Origin of the sequence: Methylorubrum sp. Q1, from assembly GCF_004683995.1 — a bacterium.
Lineage (GTDB): Bacteria > Pseudomonadota > Alphaproteobacteria > Rhizobiales > Beijerinckiaceae > Methylobacterium.
In genome coordinates, this window is the sequence record NZ_SRHQ01000004.1 from 60,992 (window position 1) to 76,237 (window position 15,246).

Consider the following 15,246-nt stretch of genomic DNA (forward strand, 5'->3'; position numbering starts at 1 on the left):
GCGCCCTCTACGAAGGCCGCAGGCCCGGAGGGCGCCTGCGGCGGCATGTGTTGCGGGATGGCAGGGGCCGTCCGATCTGCGCCGGGCGGCGCTGAGCGGCAACGCGCCCTACTCCGCCGCCGTGCGGGGCCGCGACGGATGCGAATCCTCCACCTGCGCCGCATGGAGGCGGCGGTAGTAGCCGTCTCCGGCCAGCAGCACGTCGTGACGGCCCTGCTCGACGATGCCGCTCTCGGCCACCACCACGATGCGATCCGCGTGGCGGATCGTGGCGAGCCGGTGGGCGATGACGAGCGTCGTGCGGCCTTCCGCCAGTTCGAACAGCGAGGCCTGGATCTCCCGCTCGGTCTGCGTGTCCAGCGCCGAGGTCGCCTCATCGAGGATCAGGATCGGCGGGTTCTTGAGGAAGGCGCGGGCGATCGCGAGCCGCTGCTTCTGCCCGCCCGACAGTTTCACCCCACGCTCGCCGATCACCGTATCGAGCCCCTCGGGCAGGGCGGCGATCAGGCCGTCGAGCCGGGCACGGGCAGCGGCGTCCCTGATCTCGGCCTCGCTCGCGCGCAAGCGGCCATAGGCGATGTTCTCGCGGATCGTGCCGGCGAACAGGAACACGTCCTGCTGGACGATGCCGATCTGCCCGCGCAGCGAGGCCAGCGTCAGCTCGCGGATGTCGTGGCCGTCGATGGTGATGCGCCCGGCTTGCCCCTCGTAGAAGCGTGGGATCAGCGAGAGCAGCGTCGTCTTGCCCGCCCCCGAAGGTCCGACGAAGGCCACCGTCTCGCCCGCGTGGATCGTCAGGTCGATCTCGGAGAGCACCGGCCGATCCGGGCTGTAGCCGAAGCGCACGCCCTCGAAGCGGATTTCGCCCTTCAGCGGCGGGGCGGGAATGGCCCCCGGCCGGTCGGCGATGTCGGGCTCGGTGGCGAGCAGGTCCTGGTAGCGGCGAAAGCCGGCAATCCCTTTTGGATAAGTCTCGATCACCGCCCCGATCTTTTCCAGCGGCCGGTAGAACACCGCCACCAAGAGCAGGAAGCCGACGAAGCCGCCGGCCGTCAGGTCACCGCGCACCACGAAGGCGGCGCCCCCGAGGAGCACCACGATCTGCACGAGGCGCAGGCCCAGATAATTGATCGACAGGGCGCCCGCCATCAGCCGGTAGGCTTCGAGCTTGGTGGTGCGGTATTTCCGGTTGTCGGAGGCGAACAGCGCCCGTTCGTGCGCCTCGTTGGCGAAGGCCTTCACCACGCGGATGCCGCCGACATTCTCCTCGATGCGGGCGTTGAAGGCGCCGACGCGCCCGTACTGCGCCTGCCAGTTGCGTGTCATGCGCCCGCCGTAGCGGATGACGACGAAGGCGATCAGAGGCAGGATCGCCAGCGTCATCAAAGCCAGCGGCGGGTGGACGAGGAACATCAGCGCGAAGGCGCCGAACAGCGTCATCACCGCGATGAACATGTCCTCGGGCCCGTGATGGGCGACCTCGCCGATCTCCTCCAGATCCTTGGTGACGCGCGCCACCAGATGGCCGGTCTTCTGTCCGTCGAAGAAGCGGAACGAGAGCTTCTGCAGGTGGTCGAAGGCGCGGGCGCGCATCTCGGTCTCGATGTTGATGCCGAGCACGTGCCCCCAATAGGTGACGACCACCATCAGTCCGGCATTGGCGACGTAGAGCAGCGTCAGGCCCATTGCGGCCAGCAGGATCAGGCTCCAGTCCTGCTGTGGCAGCAGGCGGTCGACGAAGGCTTTGACCGCGAGCGGGAAGCCGAGTTCGAGCACGCCCGAGAGCACGGCGCAGCCGAAATCCACCAGGAACAGCGTCCGGTGCGGACGGTAATAGGCGAGGAAGGCCTTCAGCATGGCGCGGCTGTAACGGGTCTTCTGGCCCGGAAGCGGGCGTCTCCCCGGCCATAGGCGAGGGTGCGCCGTCGCGCCAGCGGCGCCGACGCGGGGGGGCCACCCTCACCGCTCCATAAGAGGCCGCTTGGGTCCGCGCGGCGCTGCGGATGGCAGCGGCGCGGACCGCCGTTCAGCGCATCACATACACCTGGGTGCCGACGGTGACGCGCCCGAACAGGTCGGCGATGTCCTGGTTGTACATGCGGATGCAGCCGTAGGACGCGAAGGTACCGATCGAATTCGGCCGGTTGGTGCCGTGGATGGCGTATTCGCCGCCGCGCAGGGTCATGGCCGCCACGCCCATCGGATTGCTCGGCGAGCCGCCGCGGATGAGGTTGGGGAGGCGCGGGTTGTCGCGCTTCACCTCCGCCGGGGGCGACCAGTCGGGCTGGTAATATTTGCCGTCGATCTGCGTGGCGCCGCTCCACTGCTTGCCCGGCTTGCCGACCGCGACGGGGTAGCGGATCGCCGTGCCGTCGCCGTTGACGAGGTAGAGCCGGCGCTCGGTGGTGCGCACCACGATCGTGCCCGCTCCGATGCCGTCGGCGAAGGGAACGACTTCCCGGGCCTGCGCGGCACCGGCCACGCATAAAGCCGCCGTGAGCGCGCCCGCGAGACGCGCTCTGTACTTGACTGTCCTGAACATCGAAGATCGCCTTTCGAAGCTGGAGCGTAACTGACGAAGACGATCCGCCGTTCCAGCTTGCGATTTTGCTTTACGCGCCGCGAAATGCGCGCCTCATGCACGGCCTCTTGGCGGATTGGCGAATGCCGGGCTCGGAAATCCCGGAAAATTTTAAGTATCGGCGCTGACTTCCGGTGACGATCTCAGCGTTCATGGAGCCGGACCGCCTCCGGGTGCCGCTCCTGCCAGCCGTGGCGGACGAGTTCCGGGTCGGCATGCTCCTCGACCGGGTGGCCGACACAGAGATAGGCGACCAGATCCCAGCCTTCCGGTACGTCGAGGGCGTCCGTCACGAGGGTGGGTTCGAGGATCGAGACCCAGCCGACGCCGATGCCGTGGGCGCGGGCGGCAAGCCAGAAAGCATGGATGCAGGCCGCCACCGAGTAGCGCAGCATCTCGGGCATCGTCGCGCGACCGAGGCCGTGGCCGGCGCCTGTCCCGGAATCGCAGAACACGGCGAGGTGAACCGGCGCCTGACGCAGGCCCGCGAGCTTCAGGCGGGCGTAGAGCGCCCGTTGTTCGTCGGCATAGGTGGCGCAGGCGGCGGCGTTGCAGCGCTCGAAGCTCGCGATGACCGCCGCGCGCCGCCGGGGCTCGGACACCCTGACGAACCGCCAGGGCTGGCTGTTGCCGACGGAGGGCGCCAGCGCCGCCAGATCGAGGCAGGTCCGCAGCGCGGCCTCGTCGATCGGTTCGCCGGAGAAGCGCCGCACGTCCCGCCGCCACGCGAACAGGTCCGCGAGGCGTGCGCGGAAGGCGTCGTCGAAGACGGGCGGAGGCGCCGCTGCGCGGGGGGAGGACTCGGACATCGCCGCCGCTTCTCGCGCCAGCGGGCGCGGCTGCCAAGATGGTTGTTGGGGGGCGCGACCTCGGCTCCCTGCCTCGAGCATCGTCCCAACCGGTGGCCACCGGCTTTCGGGCTGATGCACCCGCGAGAGGCGGGCGCCTCGACACGAAAAAAGGGCGGCGCTCCGAGGAGGCCGCCTGAAGTCCTTGGGTCTCGAAACCCCTGGATGCCGGTTTGCCGAGATCCGCGGCATTGCCCGAGGGCTGGGGAGCTCGGGTTCAGGCGCCGCCGCGGTGGACAGACCGACGAGGTTTCAAGCCACAGTGAAAGCGTGTCGCGATGGCGATGGCAAGGCGAGTCTGCGGCGGGACCGTGATGTTCACCACCTTACCGTGCGGCGACGCACATCAGTCGCGCGCTGCGCCGAAACCACGCTGCGCGAACGATGGCCGGCGAAGCACCTTGCGGGTGCCTGCCGCGGAGCCCATCATCTCCCCCACGCCGCGGGAACGCCGGCACCGATACGGGAGTGACGATGAGCGAGGGGCAGAGCGTCGATCACCGCTCGAACGACCGGGACAGCCAAGTGGCTCCGCAAGTCACTCCGCAGGTGATCCCGTTTCCGTCGCCCACCACCCCGCAAGTCGCCTTCCAGCGCGACGAGTTGCGGACCATCTTCAACCTCTACGGACGGCGCGTCGCCGAGGGCGAGTGGCGCGACTACGCCCTCGATTTCCGCCGCGACAAGGCGGTGTTCTCGATCTACCGCCGCGCCTCCGAGATGCCGCTCTATCGGATCGAGAAGGATCCCAAGCTCGCCCGCCGCCAGGGCGCCTACGCGGTGATCGCCGCGAGCGGCCTCGTGATGAAGCGCGGCAACGACCTCGCCCGCGTCATCGGTGTGCTGGAGGGTCCATTGCGGGCGGTGTGATCCCGCCTCCGGGCGTGCCCGGCAGCGGGAGGGGGCGGCTACCAGCGGACGATGACCTGGGCCCGGACCGTGCGGGGGGCGCCGGGCAGGATGTTGTTGTTGTTGTGCGCCGAGACGATGTAGCTGCGGTCGAACAGGTTCTCGATGTTCACCTGCGCGCGGGCGTTCTCGCTGATTTTGTAGAACAATCCCAGATCGAAGCGCGAGTAGCTCGGGAGACGCACGGTCTGATCCGAGGTCGCGAAGGTGTGGGACTGGTTGATGAAGCCGACGCCGACCGAGAAGCTCGGGTCGATATCGAACTTGTTCCACAGCGTGAAGGCGTTCAGCGGTACCAGCCCGACGAAGTTTCCGGCGACGATCGTCGGAGACAGATTGTTGGTGATGCGCGCATCGGTGAAGGCGTAGCCGCCCGCGACCGACCACCAATCGGTGAGGTAGCCGTTGGCGCCGATCTCCGCACCCTGCGTGTTGGTCTGGCCCGAGGTCAGGAAGAAGCCGGGCCGGTTCGGATCGGCGATGCGCTGGTTGGTGCGGTCGAGGTTGAACAGCGCACCGGTGAGCTGAAGCACGGGTGAGACGTCGTACTTCACGCCCACTTCCGTGTTCTCGAATCTCTCCGGCTGAGCGATGACGAGGCCCGGCGTCAATGCGCTGAACTGATCGCCTGACGAGGGCAGGTAGGAGATGCTGTAGCTCGTGTAGAAGGCGAGGTTCGGCAGCGGCTTCACGACGAGGCCGGCGCGGGGCGAGATCAGGTCGTCCACGCGGGCATTGGTGATGTTGGTGCGCCGGTCGGTCGCCGCGAAGTCGAAATGGTCGAAGCGCAGTCCGCCGATGAGCTGCACGTACTCGTTCAGTTCGACCTGATCCTGCACGTAGGCCGCGGCGAGACCGAGATCGTAAGTACTGTTGGCCCCACTGGCAATGTTGCGGAAGTTGACGCCGACGCGCGTCAGCGGCGCGAGCGGGTTGACGACGAGGGTCTGGGTGCCGGTGGTCGCGAAGAAGCCGTCCTCACGGACGCTCAGACCTTCCTGGTAGCCGAGTTCGAACCCACCGAGCAGGGTGTGCTTCACGGGGCCCGTGAGGAACTGGTTGGTGAAGTCGGTCTGGTTGAAGTAGTTCGTCCGGTCGGTCTGGCTGTTATAGGCCGAGATGTTGACGGCCGTGCCGGCCGCATTCACCGCCCCGCCCGGGAAGACGTTCTGATAGAACTTCTCGTAATCGGCGATGCGTGACTGGCTGCGCATCACGACGCCGTTCTCGAAGACGTGGTCGAGCTGCGCCGTGGCGATGTGGGCGTTGACGTAGGTCGGTGACAGGAACGGGTTGCCGAAATAGGTCGAGGTGTTCTCGCGGTAGCGGTAGGGCCGGCCGAACTGCGAGGGCAGGCCGCGATCGGTGGTCCGGTCGTCGTGGAAATACTCGTAGGACAGGCGCAGCGTCGTCTGCGGCCCGAGCAGGAAGGTCATCGTCGGGTTCACGCCGTAGCGGCGGATATCGACGAAGTCGCGGTAGGTCGCCGTATCCTCGAACACGCCGTTCATGCGGAAGAACACGCTGTCCGAGACGCGGTCGCCGACATCGAGCGCCACGCGCTTGTTCGCGAATTGGCCGCCCTGGGCGACGATCTCGCGGGTCGGGACGCCGTCGGCTTCCTTGAGCACGCGATTGATGACGCCGCCGCCGCCGCCGCGGCCGAAGATCATCGCGTTGGGACCCTTCAGCACCTCGATGCGCTGAATGTTGTAGAGGTCGCGGTAATACTGCACGTCGTCACGGATGCCGTTGACGAAGAAGTCGGCATTCGAGCGCTGGCCGCGGATGATCAGCTCGTCGCGGTTGCCCTCGCCCTGGGCCTGGATCACGCCCGGCACATAGCGCGTCGCTTCGCCGATCGATTGGAAGCCCTGGTCGAGGATCTGCTCCCGCGTGATGATCGAGACGGATTGCGGCGTGTCGAGCAGGGGCGTCGGCGTCTTGGTGGCGCTGCGCGTCGCCTTGCCGAGATAGCCGACCGTGACGCCGCCCTGGGGTTCAAGGCGCAGGGCGCCGCGGCCGAGGCCCTCGACGGCCAGTTCATCCAGCGCGACGACGGCAGGGGAGGCCGTTACCGGAACGACAGGTTGAGCCTGTACAGGCTCCACCACTGTAGCGGTCGTCCCCGCCAGAATCGCAAAGGCGACTTCACTCGTTCCAGAACGTCTCAAGTTCAAGTCCCCGTTTTCTTCGTAATATTTGACGATGCCGTTCCGCCGTCTTGGCGGTCATGACGGCATCGCCTGACGGGGATCAAGCGGGTGAGGCTTTATAACAAACGGCAGAAACCGGTCTTTAGTTTGTAATAATTTGAATGATTCCGCCAATTCGTTGAAGCGGAATGCAACTTTTTCAGAATAGAAGCATTACAGGCTGTACAATCCGGCAACAATGTTGCTAATTAGCCACGGCGCTGCTCAGAGCCATTGTAAGCTGACCGCCTCGCGCGGCGCCTGGGCCGCGCTGACGAGGCTCCGATCGATTCGAGGCGAATCGCGGTGGCCCTGCTGTCCTGTGCGTCTCCGATAGGCCCGAAGCCCTCGGAGCCTCGGCCATTTCAAGTCGGGACGTAACGGGTTTGCGGAATGATGCTCTACCGGGCGGGGCGCAAAGTTGCGGCGGCTTCGGCGAGCCGGCGGATCGCCGCCGGGTCGGGCTTGCCCGCGGGAACGACCCAGCTTCCGCCGACGCAGAGCACGGCAGGATGGGCGAGCCAGTCCGCTGCGCTCGCTTCGGTGATGCCGCCGGTGGGGCAGAAGCGCACCTGTCCGAACGGCGCTGCGAGTGCCTTCAGCGCCTTCAGGCCGCCCGCGGCTTCCGCCGGAAAGAACTTGAAGCGGTCGAGCCCGTGATCGAGGCCGCGCATGATGTCGGCTGAGGTCGCAACACCCGGCAGGTAGGGGACGCCCGAGGCGAGGGCCGCTTCCGTCAGCGGCGCGGTCAGGCCGGGGCTGACGATGAATTTCGCGCCCGCGCCAATGGCGGCATCGAGATCGCGCGCATTCAGCACCGTCCCGGCGCCGACCACCGCGCCCTCGACGCTCGACATCGCCCGGATCACGTCGAGCGCCGCGGGGGTGCGGAGGGTCACTTCGAGGGCGGTGAGCCCGCCACCGACCAACGCCTCGGCGATCGGCACCGCGTCGGCGGCATCCTCCACCACCAGCACGGGGATGACGGGAACGGAGCGCATCAGCGCGTCGATGGTGCTCATCGGGGTCTCCTCGGGTGTCGGTTCGGCTTGTCGCGGATGGCTCCAGAGCATCGTCCTGATCCAGGATGATGCTCTGGGCTCTTGTTCTTGCATCGTCTTTTTCCGAAAGCCGGCAGCCACTGTTCGGGACGATGCCTTCGTGTCTCTCACAAAACGCCCGCTGCGCCGTCCTCGCCAAAGCGGGAACGGTCGATCGGGAGTTTTGTGCGGCACTCTTAAAGGCCCGCTGCCGCCAGCATCGCCGAGCCGCCGCGCTCGGCATCGTCGGCGCCCTGGCGCATGAAGGCGAACAGCTCGCGGCCGGTGCCGAGGCCGTCCGGCGGTCGCACCGCGTCCTCGCGGCTCTCCCATTCGGCCGAATCGACCAGCACTTCGAGCAGGCCTTGCTCGGCCGAGAGGCGGACGATGTCGCCGTCGCGGATGCGGCTGATCGGGCCGCCGCCGACCGCTTCGGGGCTGACATGGATCGCCGCCGGCACCTTGCCGGAGGCCCCCGACATCCGCCCGTCGGTGACGAGCGCCACCTTGTGGCCGCGGTCCTGCAGCACGCCCAGCGGCGGGGTCAGTTTGTGCAGTTCCGGCATCCCGTTGGCGCGCGGGCCCTGGAAGCGCACGACCACGACGACGTCGCGCTCCAACTCGCCTGCCTTGAAGGCGGCGATGACTTCGTCCTGATCGGAGAAGACGCGGGCCGGAGCTTCGATGGTGCGGCGCTCAGGGTCGACCGCGCTGGTCTTGAAGGTGGCGCGGCCGAGATTGCCCTTCACCAGCCGCATCCCGCCATCCGGCTGGAACGGGCGAGAGGGGGGGCGCAGCATGGCCTCATCCAGCGGTTCGGCCGGCGCCTCCTCGAAGGTGAGGTCGTTGCCCTCGCCCAGAAGCTTCGGGTCGCGGGCGTGGTCGCGCAGGCGCGTTCCTGCGACCGTCAGGAGATCGTCGTGCAGGAGCCCGGCATCGATCAGCGAGGCGATGACGTAGGACATGCCGCCGGCCGCGTGGAAGTGGTTCACGTCGCCTGCGCCGTTCGGATAGACCCGCGCGATCAGCGGCACCACGCCGGAGAGCCGGTCGAAATCCTCCCAATCGACGACGATGCCGGCGGCCCGCGCCATCGCCGGTATGTGGATCGCGTGGTTGGTCGAGCCGCCGGTGGCGAGCAGCCCGACGATGGCGTTGACGATCGCCCGCTCGTCGATGCAGCGCCCGAGTGGGCGGTAATCGTTGCCGTTCCAGCCGATCTCGGTGAGCCGGTGGATCGCCGAGCGCGTCACCGCCTGCCGCAGCCGCGTGCCGGGATTGATGAAGGAGGCGCCGGGCATGTGCAGGCCCATCACGTCCATCATCATCTGGTTGGAATTGGCGGTGCCGTAGAAGGTGCAGGTGCCGGCCCCGTGATAAGAGGCGGATTCGCTTTCCAGCAGTTCCGCGCGGCCGACCTTGCCCTCGGCATAGAGCTGCCGGATGCGCTGCTTCTCCTTGTTGGCGAGCCCCGAGGGCATGGGGCCGGCCGGGACCAGGATCATCGGCAGATGGCCGAAGCGGAGCGCGCCGATGATGAGGCCGGGCACGATCTTGTCGCAGATGCCCAGCAGTGCCGCGCCCTCGAACATGCCGTGGCTGAGCGCGACCGCGGTGGAGAGGGCGATGGTGTCGCGGGAGAACAGCGACAGCTCCATCCCGCGCTGGCCTTGGGTGACGCCGTCGCACATGGCGGGCGTGCCGCCGGCCACCTGGGCCGTCGCACCCACTTCGCGGGCGAACAGCTTGATCTGCTCGGGATAGCGCCCGTAGGGCTGATGCGCCGAGAGCATGTCGTTGTAGGCGGTGACGATGCCGATATTCATGGCACGGCCCGCAATGATCGCCGGCTTGTCCTCACCGGATGCCGCGAAGCCATGGGCGAGGTTGCCGCAGGCGAGCATCGGGCGGTGCACGCCCGCCTCGCGCTCGCGTTCGATCAGGTCGAGATAGGCGCGGCGGCTGTTGCGGGAGCGCGCGATGACGCGCTCGGTGACCGCGGCGACCTCGGGATGAAGCTCCGGCATGGCTCGTTCGCCTCGTTCGGATGTCGACGGCACGGACAGGCCCGCAAGAACGGGGCCTGCGCTCCCCTTAACATGGAGAGACTCCAAACGGGATCACGCCCGTGAGACCGCTTTCATGGACATGAACCTTGGAGGGGTCTGCTCGGCTGATGGTTGGGAATGCCGTCGCCGGATGACCCTGCCGCTGCCGTCGCGCGGGTCTGCCATCGCGATCACCTCAGCACTTCATCGGCTGCAAGGCAGGTGATCGCTGGATCGGCGGGCTGTCACCCGCCGATCCATCCGACGCCGGCCCGAGGGTCACGAGCCCTGTGCCGCGACCCCGTACGCACATTGAAGAAGCTGCGCCTCACGCCCCCGGCGCGGTCGCGATATCCCGCTCGACCTCGGCCGGGTCGAGCACGTAGCGGCGCGAGCAGAACTCGCAGGTGATGGAGACGGTGCCGTCATTCGCCACCATGTCCCGGCGCTCCTCGGCCGAGAACGAGCGGATCATGCCGAGCACCCGCTCTTGCGAGCAGCGGCAGCGCTCGATCACGCTCTGCGCATCGAATACGCGCACGCCCCGCTCATGGAACAGGCGGTAGAGCAACCGCTCGCTCGACACCGCCGGATCGACGATTTCGTGGTCCTCCACCGTGTTCACGAGGCTGCGCGCCTCGGTCCAGGCGTCGTCGTCGCGGGTGCCGCCGGTGAGGATCTCGTGGCCCTCCGGTGCGTCGCCGGGCGGAAGGTCGGCTTGACGCATCCGGTCGGGCGAGGTCGGCAGGAACTGCACCAGCAGGCCGCCGGCTCGCCAGCGGCTCTCTCCGCCCTCCATCTGCTCGGCGACTGCGAGGCGGACCAGCGTCGGGATCTGCTCGGATTGGCGGAAATACTGGTGCGCGGCCTCTTCGAGGCTTTGGCCCTCAAGAGCGACGACACCCTGGTAGCGGCTCTGGGACGGCCCCTGATCGATGGTCATGGCCAGATGCCCGCGACCCATCAGGTCGGCGGCGCGCGCCTTCGGCCCAAGGGCGGCCACCGGCTCCGCATCGAAGCGGGCGGTGGCCCGCACCCGGTCGGGCGCCTCGAAATCGACCACCAGCATGTTCACCGGTCCGTCGGTCTTGGTCTGGAGCTGGAAGCGGCCTTCGAGCTTCAGGGAGGCACCGAGCAGCACGGTGAGCGCCGCCGCCTCGCCGATCAGCCGGGCGACCGCGTCGGGATAGCCGTGGCGGCGTAGGATGGTGTCGATCGAGGGCCCGAGCCGCACCGCGCGGCCGCGCAGATCCAGCGCTTCGACGGCGAATGGCAGAACGGCGTCGTCGTCGCCTTCGAGCGAGGGTGTGAAAGAAGGGGCGTGTCCGGAGCTCATGGGCTCTCCGTATCCGGGCTGGATGAAAAAGAGGAGCGGGAGGGCGGCCGGTCCGGCGGCGTCGCACCGAACCGGCGGAAGCGCGTGAACCGGCGCACGTCCTCGGCGCTCCTCATATGGGGGGCACCGTGCCCCGGCGCGAGACCGGCGCATGATGCCCTGGGCCGGCGCCGCCACGCAAACATTCCGGAAGCGGCCGTCATCGCGTCCGGCGCCCTCTGCACGCCATCCCGCACGAAGCTCCCGCTTCTTGTTTTCCGCATCGTCTTTTTCCCCGAAAGCCGGCGGCCACCTTTCGCGACGATCCTCAGCGGAAGGGTCAGAAATCCGTGTGCAGCCGCGTTCCGAAGAAATCGGCCGGGCCCCGGTCGCGGTTATAGGCCGGGTTCTCGACGTGCTGATAGTCGAAGGTCATCGTCACCGCCTTCGTCAGGTTCAGCGCATAATAGACCTCCACCGCCCGCTCCGGTGCATAGTTGTCGAGGCGGCCGTCGCCGATCAGGAGTCCGAGGCCGCCATTGGCGAAGTAGGCGCGGTGCGAGGTCGAGATCCGGTTCGCGGCGGCACCGACCCCGACCGTGTCCTGCGGCCGGCCCCAGGCCGCACCCTTGAGCGAGAGGCCGCCCGAGATCGAGCCGTCGATATCGGTGAAGTTCAGGCTTTCGTTGCGCCCGTCGTTGACGCTCGCCCGCGCGAACAGGCCGAGATCGGCGGTGAGGGCCTGTTCGAGATTGACGTAGGCGCCGCTCTTGCGCCGGGGCTCCCGGGTCGCTGCGGCCGCCGTGTTGATATCGGCGAAGGCGCCGGTCTGCGTCAGCGCCACGACCTGCCGGAAGTTGGCGGTGTTGCCGACATTCGAGAACAGGCCGAGGCGTAAGCGGCCCGGCTGGTCGAGCACCGGCAGCGTGTGGCGTTCCTCGAACTCGATCACGGCGCCGGCCCGCTCGAACACCCGCGGGTCGAGCACGTCGGAGGACGGCTCCTTCGGCACTTGCGTGTAGGCGGCGCGGATCGCGAATTCCGCGCGATTGTACTCGACCATCACGCCTTGCGTGAAGCCGGGGAGGTTGGCCGGGAAGTCCCAGGCGGCGGCGGCCCACAGGCCCCAGTTCATGAAGTCCACCCGTGGGTCGTGGGCGTAGATGTTGCCGTCGAAGAAGTCGCCGAGCGCGAACTTGCCGGCGATGACCGTGATGCGCTCGACGTCGCGCGTGCCGGCGATGGAATTCGGTCCGTCCGGCACCTCTTCCCTCTCGCCCCCGAGCCCGAAGGTTTGGCGGACGAAGTAGCGGTTCGAGCGCAGCTTCGGGAACGGCGCACCGGCCTTCTGCGCCTCGCCGTTGACGAAACCGGCCACGCCCAGCGTGCGCGACAGGCCGAAGCCCTGGCTGAATTCCGGGTTGTAGTAGAGTTCCGTGCCCTCGAAGAGCTTGAGGCCGAGGAACAGCGTCGCGGTGGTCGTCGCCTGCGCCTGATCCGGCACGAGGCTCTGCGGCCCGCGATAGGGTGCGCGGAAGCCGGTCACGCCCTGGTTCACGAAGGTCGTCTGGCCGTGCAGCGAGAAGCGGGTGTCCTTCGGGGGCTCGTCCTCCTCGGGCACGAGGGCCAGCGCCTGGGGGTGCCAGACCAGCCGGGCCATCATCTTGTTGGAGACGAAGCCGGTGCGCGTCGTCACCGATCCCCCGTCGAGGCCCGGCAGCGTGCCGAGGCCGAAGCGGCCGCTCTCGCCGAGATCGCTGTAGCGGTAGTCGATTCCGAGCGAGAGATGCGGATCGACCGCGAACTCCACACCCGCGCCGAGCGTGAAGCCGAGATAGGAGACGTTGCGCGTAGCCGTGACCGTCGGGCCGCCCGCCAGATCCGGATAGATGGCGAGCACCCGCCCGTTGGCGCCCGTGAGTCCGGCGGTTGCGTAGATCAGGTTGTTGCCGAAGGCGTAGCCGAGCCGGGCGCGGGCGGCCCCGAATACGTCCGTCTTCTCGCGGATCAGGGCGAAGGGCGGATCGATCCCCTCGTAGCCGAAGCCCGTCGCATCGGAGCGTGCGCCGCGCTTGAGGTTAGTTCCGACGAGGTCGGCCTCGATGCCGTAGACGAGCGCCCCGTCCTGCCAATTCCAGCCGGCGAAGGCGCCGCCGACCGCCGTGGTGGCATCGCCGCCGAGATCGCGGCTGCCGGTGGCATCGCCCGTCGAGATCGACCGAACGCGGCGCGGGCCGATCGTGGTTGGGCCGAAATCGTAGTTGCCGAAGGAAGCGCCCGCGCTGCCTTGCACCCCGGCATAGAAGCCGGACCAATCGATGAAGCGGGGCCGTGCACGTTCCGCGAGATCCGCGGCCATGCCCACGCCGGCATGCAAGCCGAGGATCGCGACAAGCCCTGCTGAGACCGCCACCTGTTTCGCAATTGTTCCCGCGCGCGCCTTGAACACTGCGCCAGCCCCCGCCACCACCCCGTGAGCGGCCTAGCAGATGCCGTTGCCGCCGCAATGCGCCCACGACCCGCGAAGCACAAGGCTTCAGGACGGTTGCACGGGCGCCACGATGTCCGTGAGAAGCGGAAACATCCGACCGGACGATGACGGCTGTATCGGCACCGGCCGAGCCGGACCGTGCCAAACCGGGATAAACGCGCTCAAGCCGTCCCAGAATGACAAATAAATGATCGCGGCCGCTCGCGCCCACTTGCGGCAGCGCAGCAACGCACTAACCTTAACCGGACTTGATCCCCATCAGGTTTGTCGGACTTCAGGGCGCGCCAGCAAAGGCGCGCCCCTTTTTTCTAAGATGTTCGGCGCGCGTCACTCCGCCGGGGCGGCGGGCGCCTTGGCCGGAGCCGGCTTCGCGGCGGTTTTCGCGGGCGTCGCGGCGGCCTGCTGGTTCACGTCCGGCACGCGGGTCCAAGTTTGCGAGCCGCACAGCACCTTGAGCATGCAGCCCTGCACGCTCAATTCGCCCTCGCTCTCGCGCTCCAGGCTGACCTGATAGATCTTGCCCTCGTCGGCATTGTAGATCTCGCCCGCAAAGCCCGCATCGTCAGGCTTGAGGTTCTCGAGGAGCGTAAGCCCGATGATCGGGCGCGCCCGCTTCCTCGGATCGGGATTCTTCACGTCGTTGCGCGGCGCCCCGGCGTCGTCGGTCGGCGATTTCAGCCAGACCACCTTGCCGCAGGCGTTGCCGCCGCTCGGCCCGCAACGGTCGATGCGGATCTTCGCGCGTCCGTCCCCCGTCAGCCACGTTCCGGAGAGGTCTTTGGGGGCGGCAAAGGCGGCATTCGAGGCCAGGAGGGCAGCGAGACCGAGAGCGATACGCATGAATGGCTCCTGAGGCTGGGCCCGAAACGGGCTGTGGCTTGCGGAGAAGGGATCACCCCGGCGGACGAGCGGGGGCAGGCGAACCGTCCACCCATTGAGCGGCCGCAATCCGGCGATTTTTCGGCGGTGTTGCGCTAAAGCCATGGCGAGGCCGAAAAAGGCCGAGCTCGCCGTGATTCCGTTCGCTCACGCATCCGCAGCTTGTCCGCCGCGTGACGGTGGTTGAGGGCCTACCGGTCCACCGCTATAAGCCCGGCGCGCCGGGCGCCAACCAGGCCGTCGACTGTCAGGACGGTCGGATCTCTCGGGCGGCTTTCGAGCCCGCCCTCCTTCAGCGCGTCGCGCGACTCCTTTCTCCAACGAACCGGACCGGACCATGGCCAACGAGCGCACCTTCTCCATCCTCAAGCCCGACGCGACGCGCCGCAACATCACCGGCGCGGTCAACGCCGTGATCGAGGCCGCCGGCCTGCGCATCGTCGGCCAGCGCCGCATCCGCATGACCCGCGAGCAGGCCGAGACGTTCTACGAGGTGCACAAGGAGCGCCCGTTCTTCGGTGAGCTGGTCGAGTTCATGACCTCGGGCCCCGTGGTGGTGCAGGTGCTCGAGGGCGAGAACGCCGTCGCCAAGTACCGTGAAGTCATGGGCGCCACGAACCCGGCCCAGGCCGCCGACGGCACGATCCGCAAGCAGTTCGCCGAGTCGGTCGGCGAGAACACCGTTCACGGCTCCGACAGCGCCGAGAACGCCCGGCTCGAGATCGCGCAGTTCTTCAACGACGCCGACATCGCCGCCTGATGCACGACCCTCGCCGGCCCCGCACACGGGGCCGGCGAGAAACGCGCTCGCGCTTGCGCGGGGCTGACGTCCAGGGCGCAATCCGGCCGAGTGTGACTCTCCTGCCCTAGCGGCGCGGGGCGGGCGGACCGAAGAACGGAACCGATCGACGATTTCCCGTCTCTCTCGGATTTTCGCTCC

General features: G+C 67.9%; 11 protein-coding genes. 2 read left to right on the forward strand and 9 right to left on the reverse strand.

Translation table 11 applies throughout. The annotated features are described in order from the left end of the window. Positions 1 to 108: 108 nt before the first annotated feature. From E4V01_RS05555 to bluB, 3 genes are all read right to left on the reverse strand, one after another. The gene (locus tag E4V01_RS05555) at positions 109 to 1,857 is read right to left on the reverse strand and encodes an ABC transporter ATP-binding protein (protein WP_135297664.1); all 1,749 of its coding nucleotides are present in this window, start codon (positions 1,855 to 1,857) and stop codon (positions 109 to 111) included. Positions 1,858 to 2,026: 169 nt separating this feature from the next. Then, a complete protein-coding gene (locus E4V01_RS05560) occupies positions 2,027 to 2,542 on the reverse strand; it encodes a L,D-transpeptidase (RefSeq protein ID WP_135297665.1) in 516 nt (171 codons plus the stop codon). Between the two features lie 182 nt (positions 2,543 to 2,724). Then, positions 2,725 to 3,390, reverse strand: a complete 666-nt coding sequence (gene bluB / locus E4V01_RS05565) for a 5,6-dimethylbenzimidazole synthase (RefSeq protein WP_060769585.1) — start codon at positions 3,388 to 3,390, stop codon at positions 2,725 to 2,727. A gap of 513 nt (positions 3,391 to 3,903) precedes the next feature. Here bluB and E4V01_RS05570 point away from each other — a divergent pair. Then, complete coding sequence (locus E4V01_RS05570; RefSeq protein WP_060772220.1) at positions 3,904 to 4,299, forward strand: DUF2794 domain-containing protein; 396 nt, start codon at positions 3,904 to 3,906, stop codon at positions 4,297 to 4,299. A gap of 38 nt (positions 4,300 to 4,337) precedes the next feature. On the opposite strand, the gene E4V01_RS05575 is transcribed toward E4V01_RS05570, so the two are convergent. From E4V01_RS05575 to E4V01_RS05600, 6 genes are all read right to left on the reverse strand, one after another. After that, positions 4,338 to 6,512, reverse strand: a complete 2,175-nt coding sequence (locus E4V01_RS05575) for a TonB-dependent siderophore receptor (protein ID WP_193763147.1) — start codon at positions 6,510 to 6,512, stop codon at positions 4,338 to 4,340. Between the two features lie 422 nt (positions 6,513 to 6,934). Continuing rightward, a complete protein-coding gene (gene eda / locus E4V01_RS05580) occupies positions 6,935 to 7,555 on the reverse strand; it encodes a bifunctional 4-hydroxy-2-oxoglutarate aldolase/2-dehydro-3-deoxy-phosphogluconate aldolase (RefSeq protein WP_135297667.1) in 621 nt (206 codons plus the stop codon). Positions 7,556 to 7,770: 215 nt separating this feature from the next. Further along, a complete protein-coding gene (gene edd, locus E4V01_RS05585) occupies positions 7,771 to 9,600 on the reverse strand; it encodes a phosphogluconate dehydratase (RefSeq protein ID WP_135297668.1) in 1,830 nt (609 codons plus the stop codon). A gap of 349 nt (positions 9,601 to 9,949) precedes the next feature. Continuing rightward, the gene (locus E4V01_RS05590; protein WP_135297669.1) at positions 9,950 to 10,957 is read right to left on the reverse strand and encodes an Hsp33 family molecular chaperone; all 1,008 of its coding nucleotides are present in this window, start codon (positions 10,955 to 10,957) and stop codon (positions 9,950 to 9,952) included. 319 nt (positions 10,958 to 11,276) lie between these two features. Continuing rightward, positions 11,277 to 13,385 (reverse strand): carbohydrate porin, encoded by a 2,109-nt coding sequence (locus E4V01_RS05595; protein ID WP_135297670.1) that lies wholly within the window; start codon positions 13,383 to 13,385, stop codon positions 11,277 to 11,279. Between the two features lie 369 nt (positions 13,386 to 13,754). After that, positions 13,755 to 14,267, reverse strand: a complete 513-nt coding sequence (locus E4V01_RS05600; RefSeq protein ID WP_060769590.1) for a DUF2147 domain-containing protein — start codon at positions 14,265 to 14,267, stop codon at positions 13,755 to 13,757. A gap of 376 nt (positions 14,268 to 14,643) precedes the next feature. Here E4V01_RS05600 and ndk point away from each other — a divergent pair, with 376 nt between their 5' ends. Next, the gene (gene ndk, locus E4V01_RS05605; protein ID WP_060769591.1) at positions 14,644 to 15,066 is read left to right on the forward strand and encodes a nucleoside-diphosphate kinase; all 423 of its coding nucleotides are present in this window, start codon (positions 14,644 to 14,646) and stop codon (positions 15,064 to 15,066) included. The last annotated feature ends 180 nt before the right edge of the window (positions 15,067 to 15,246 follow it).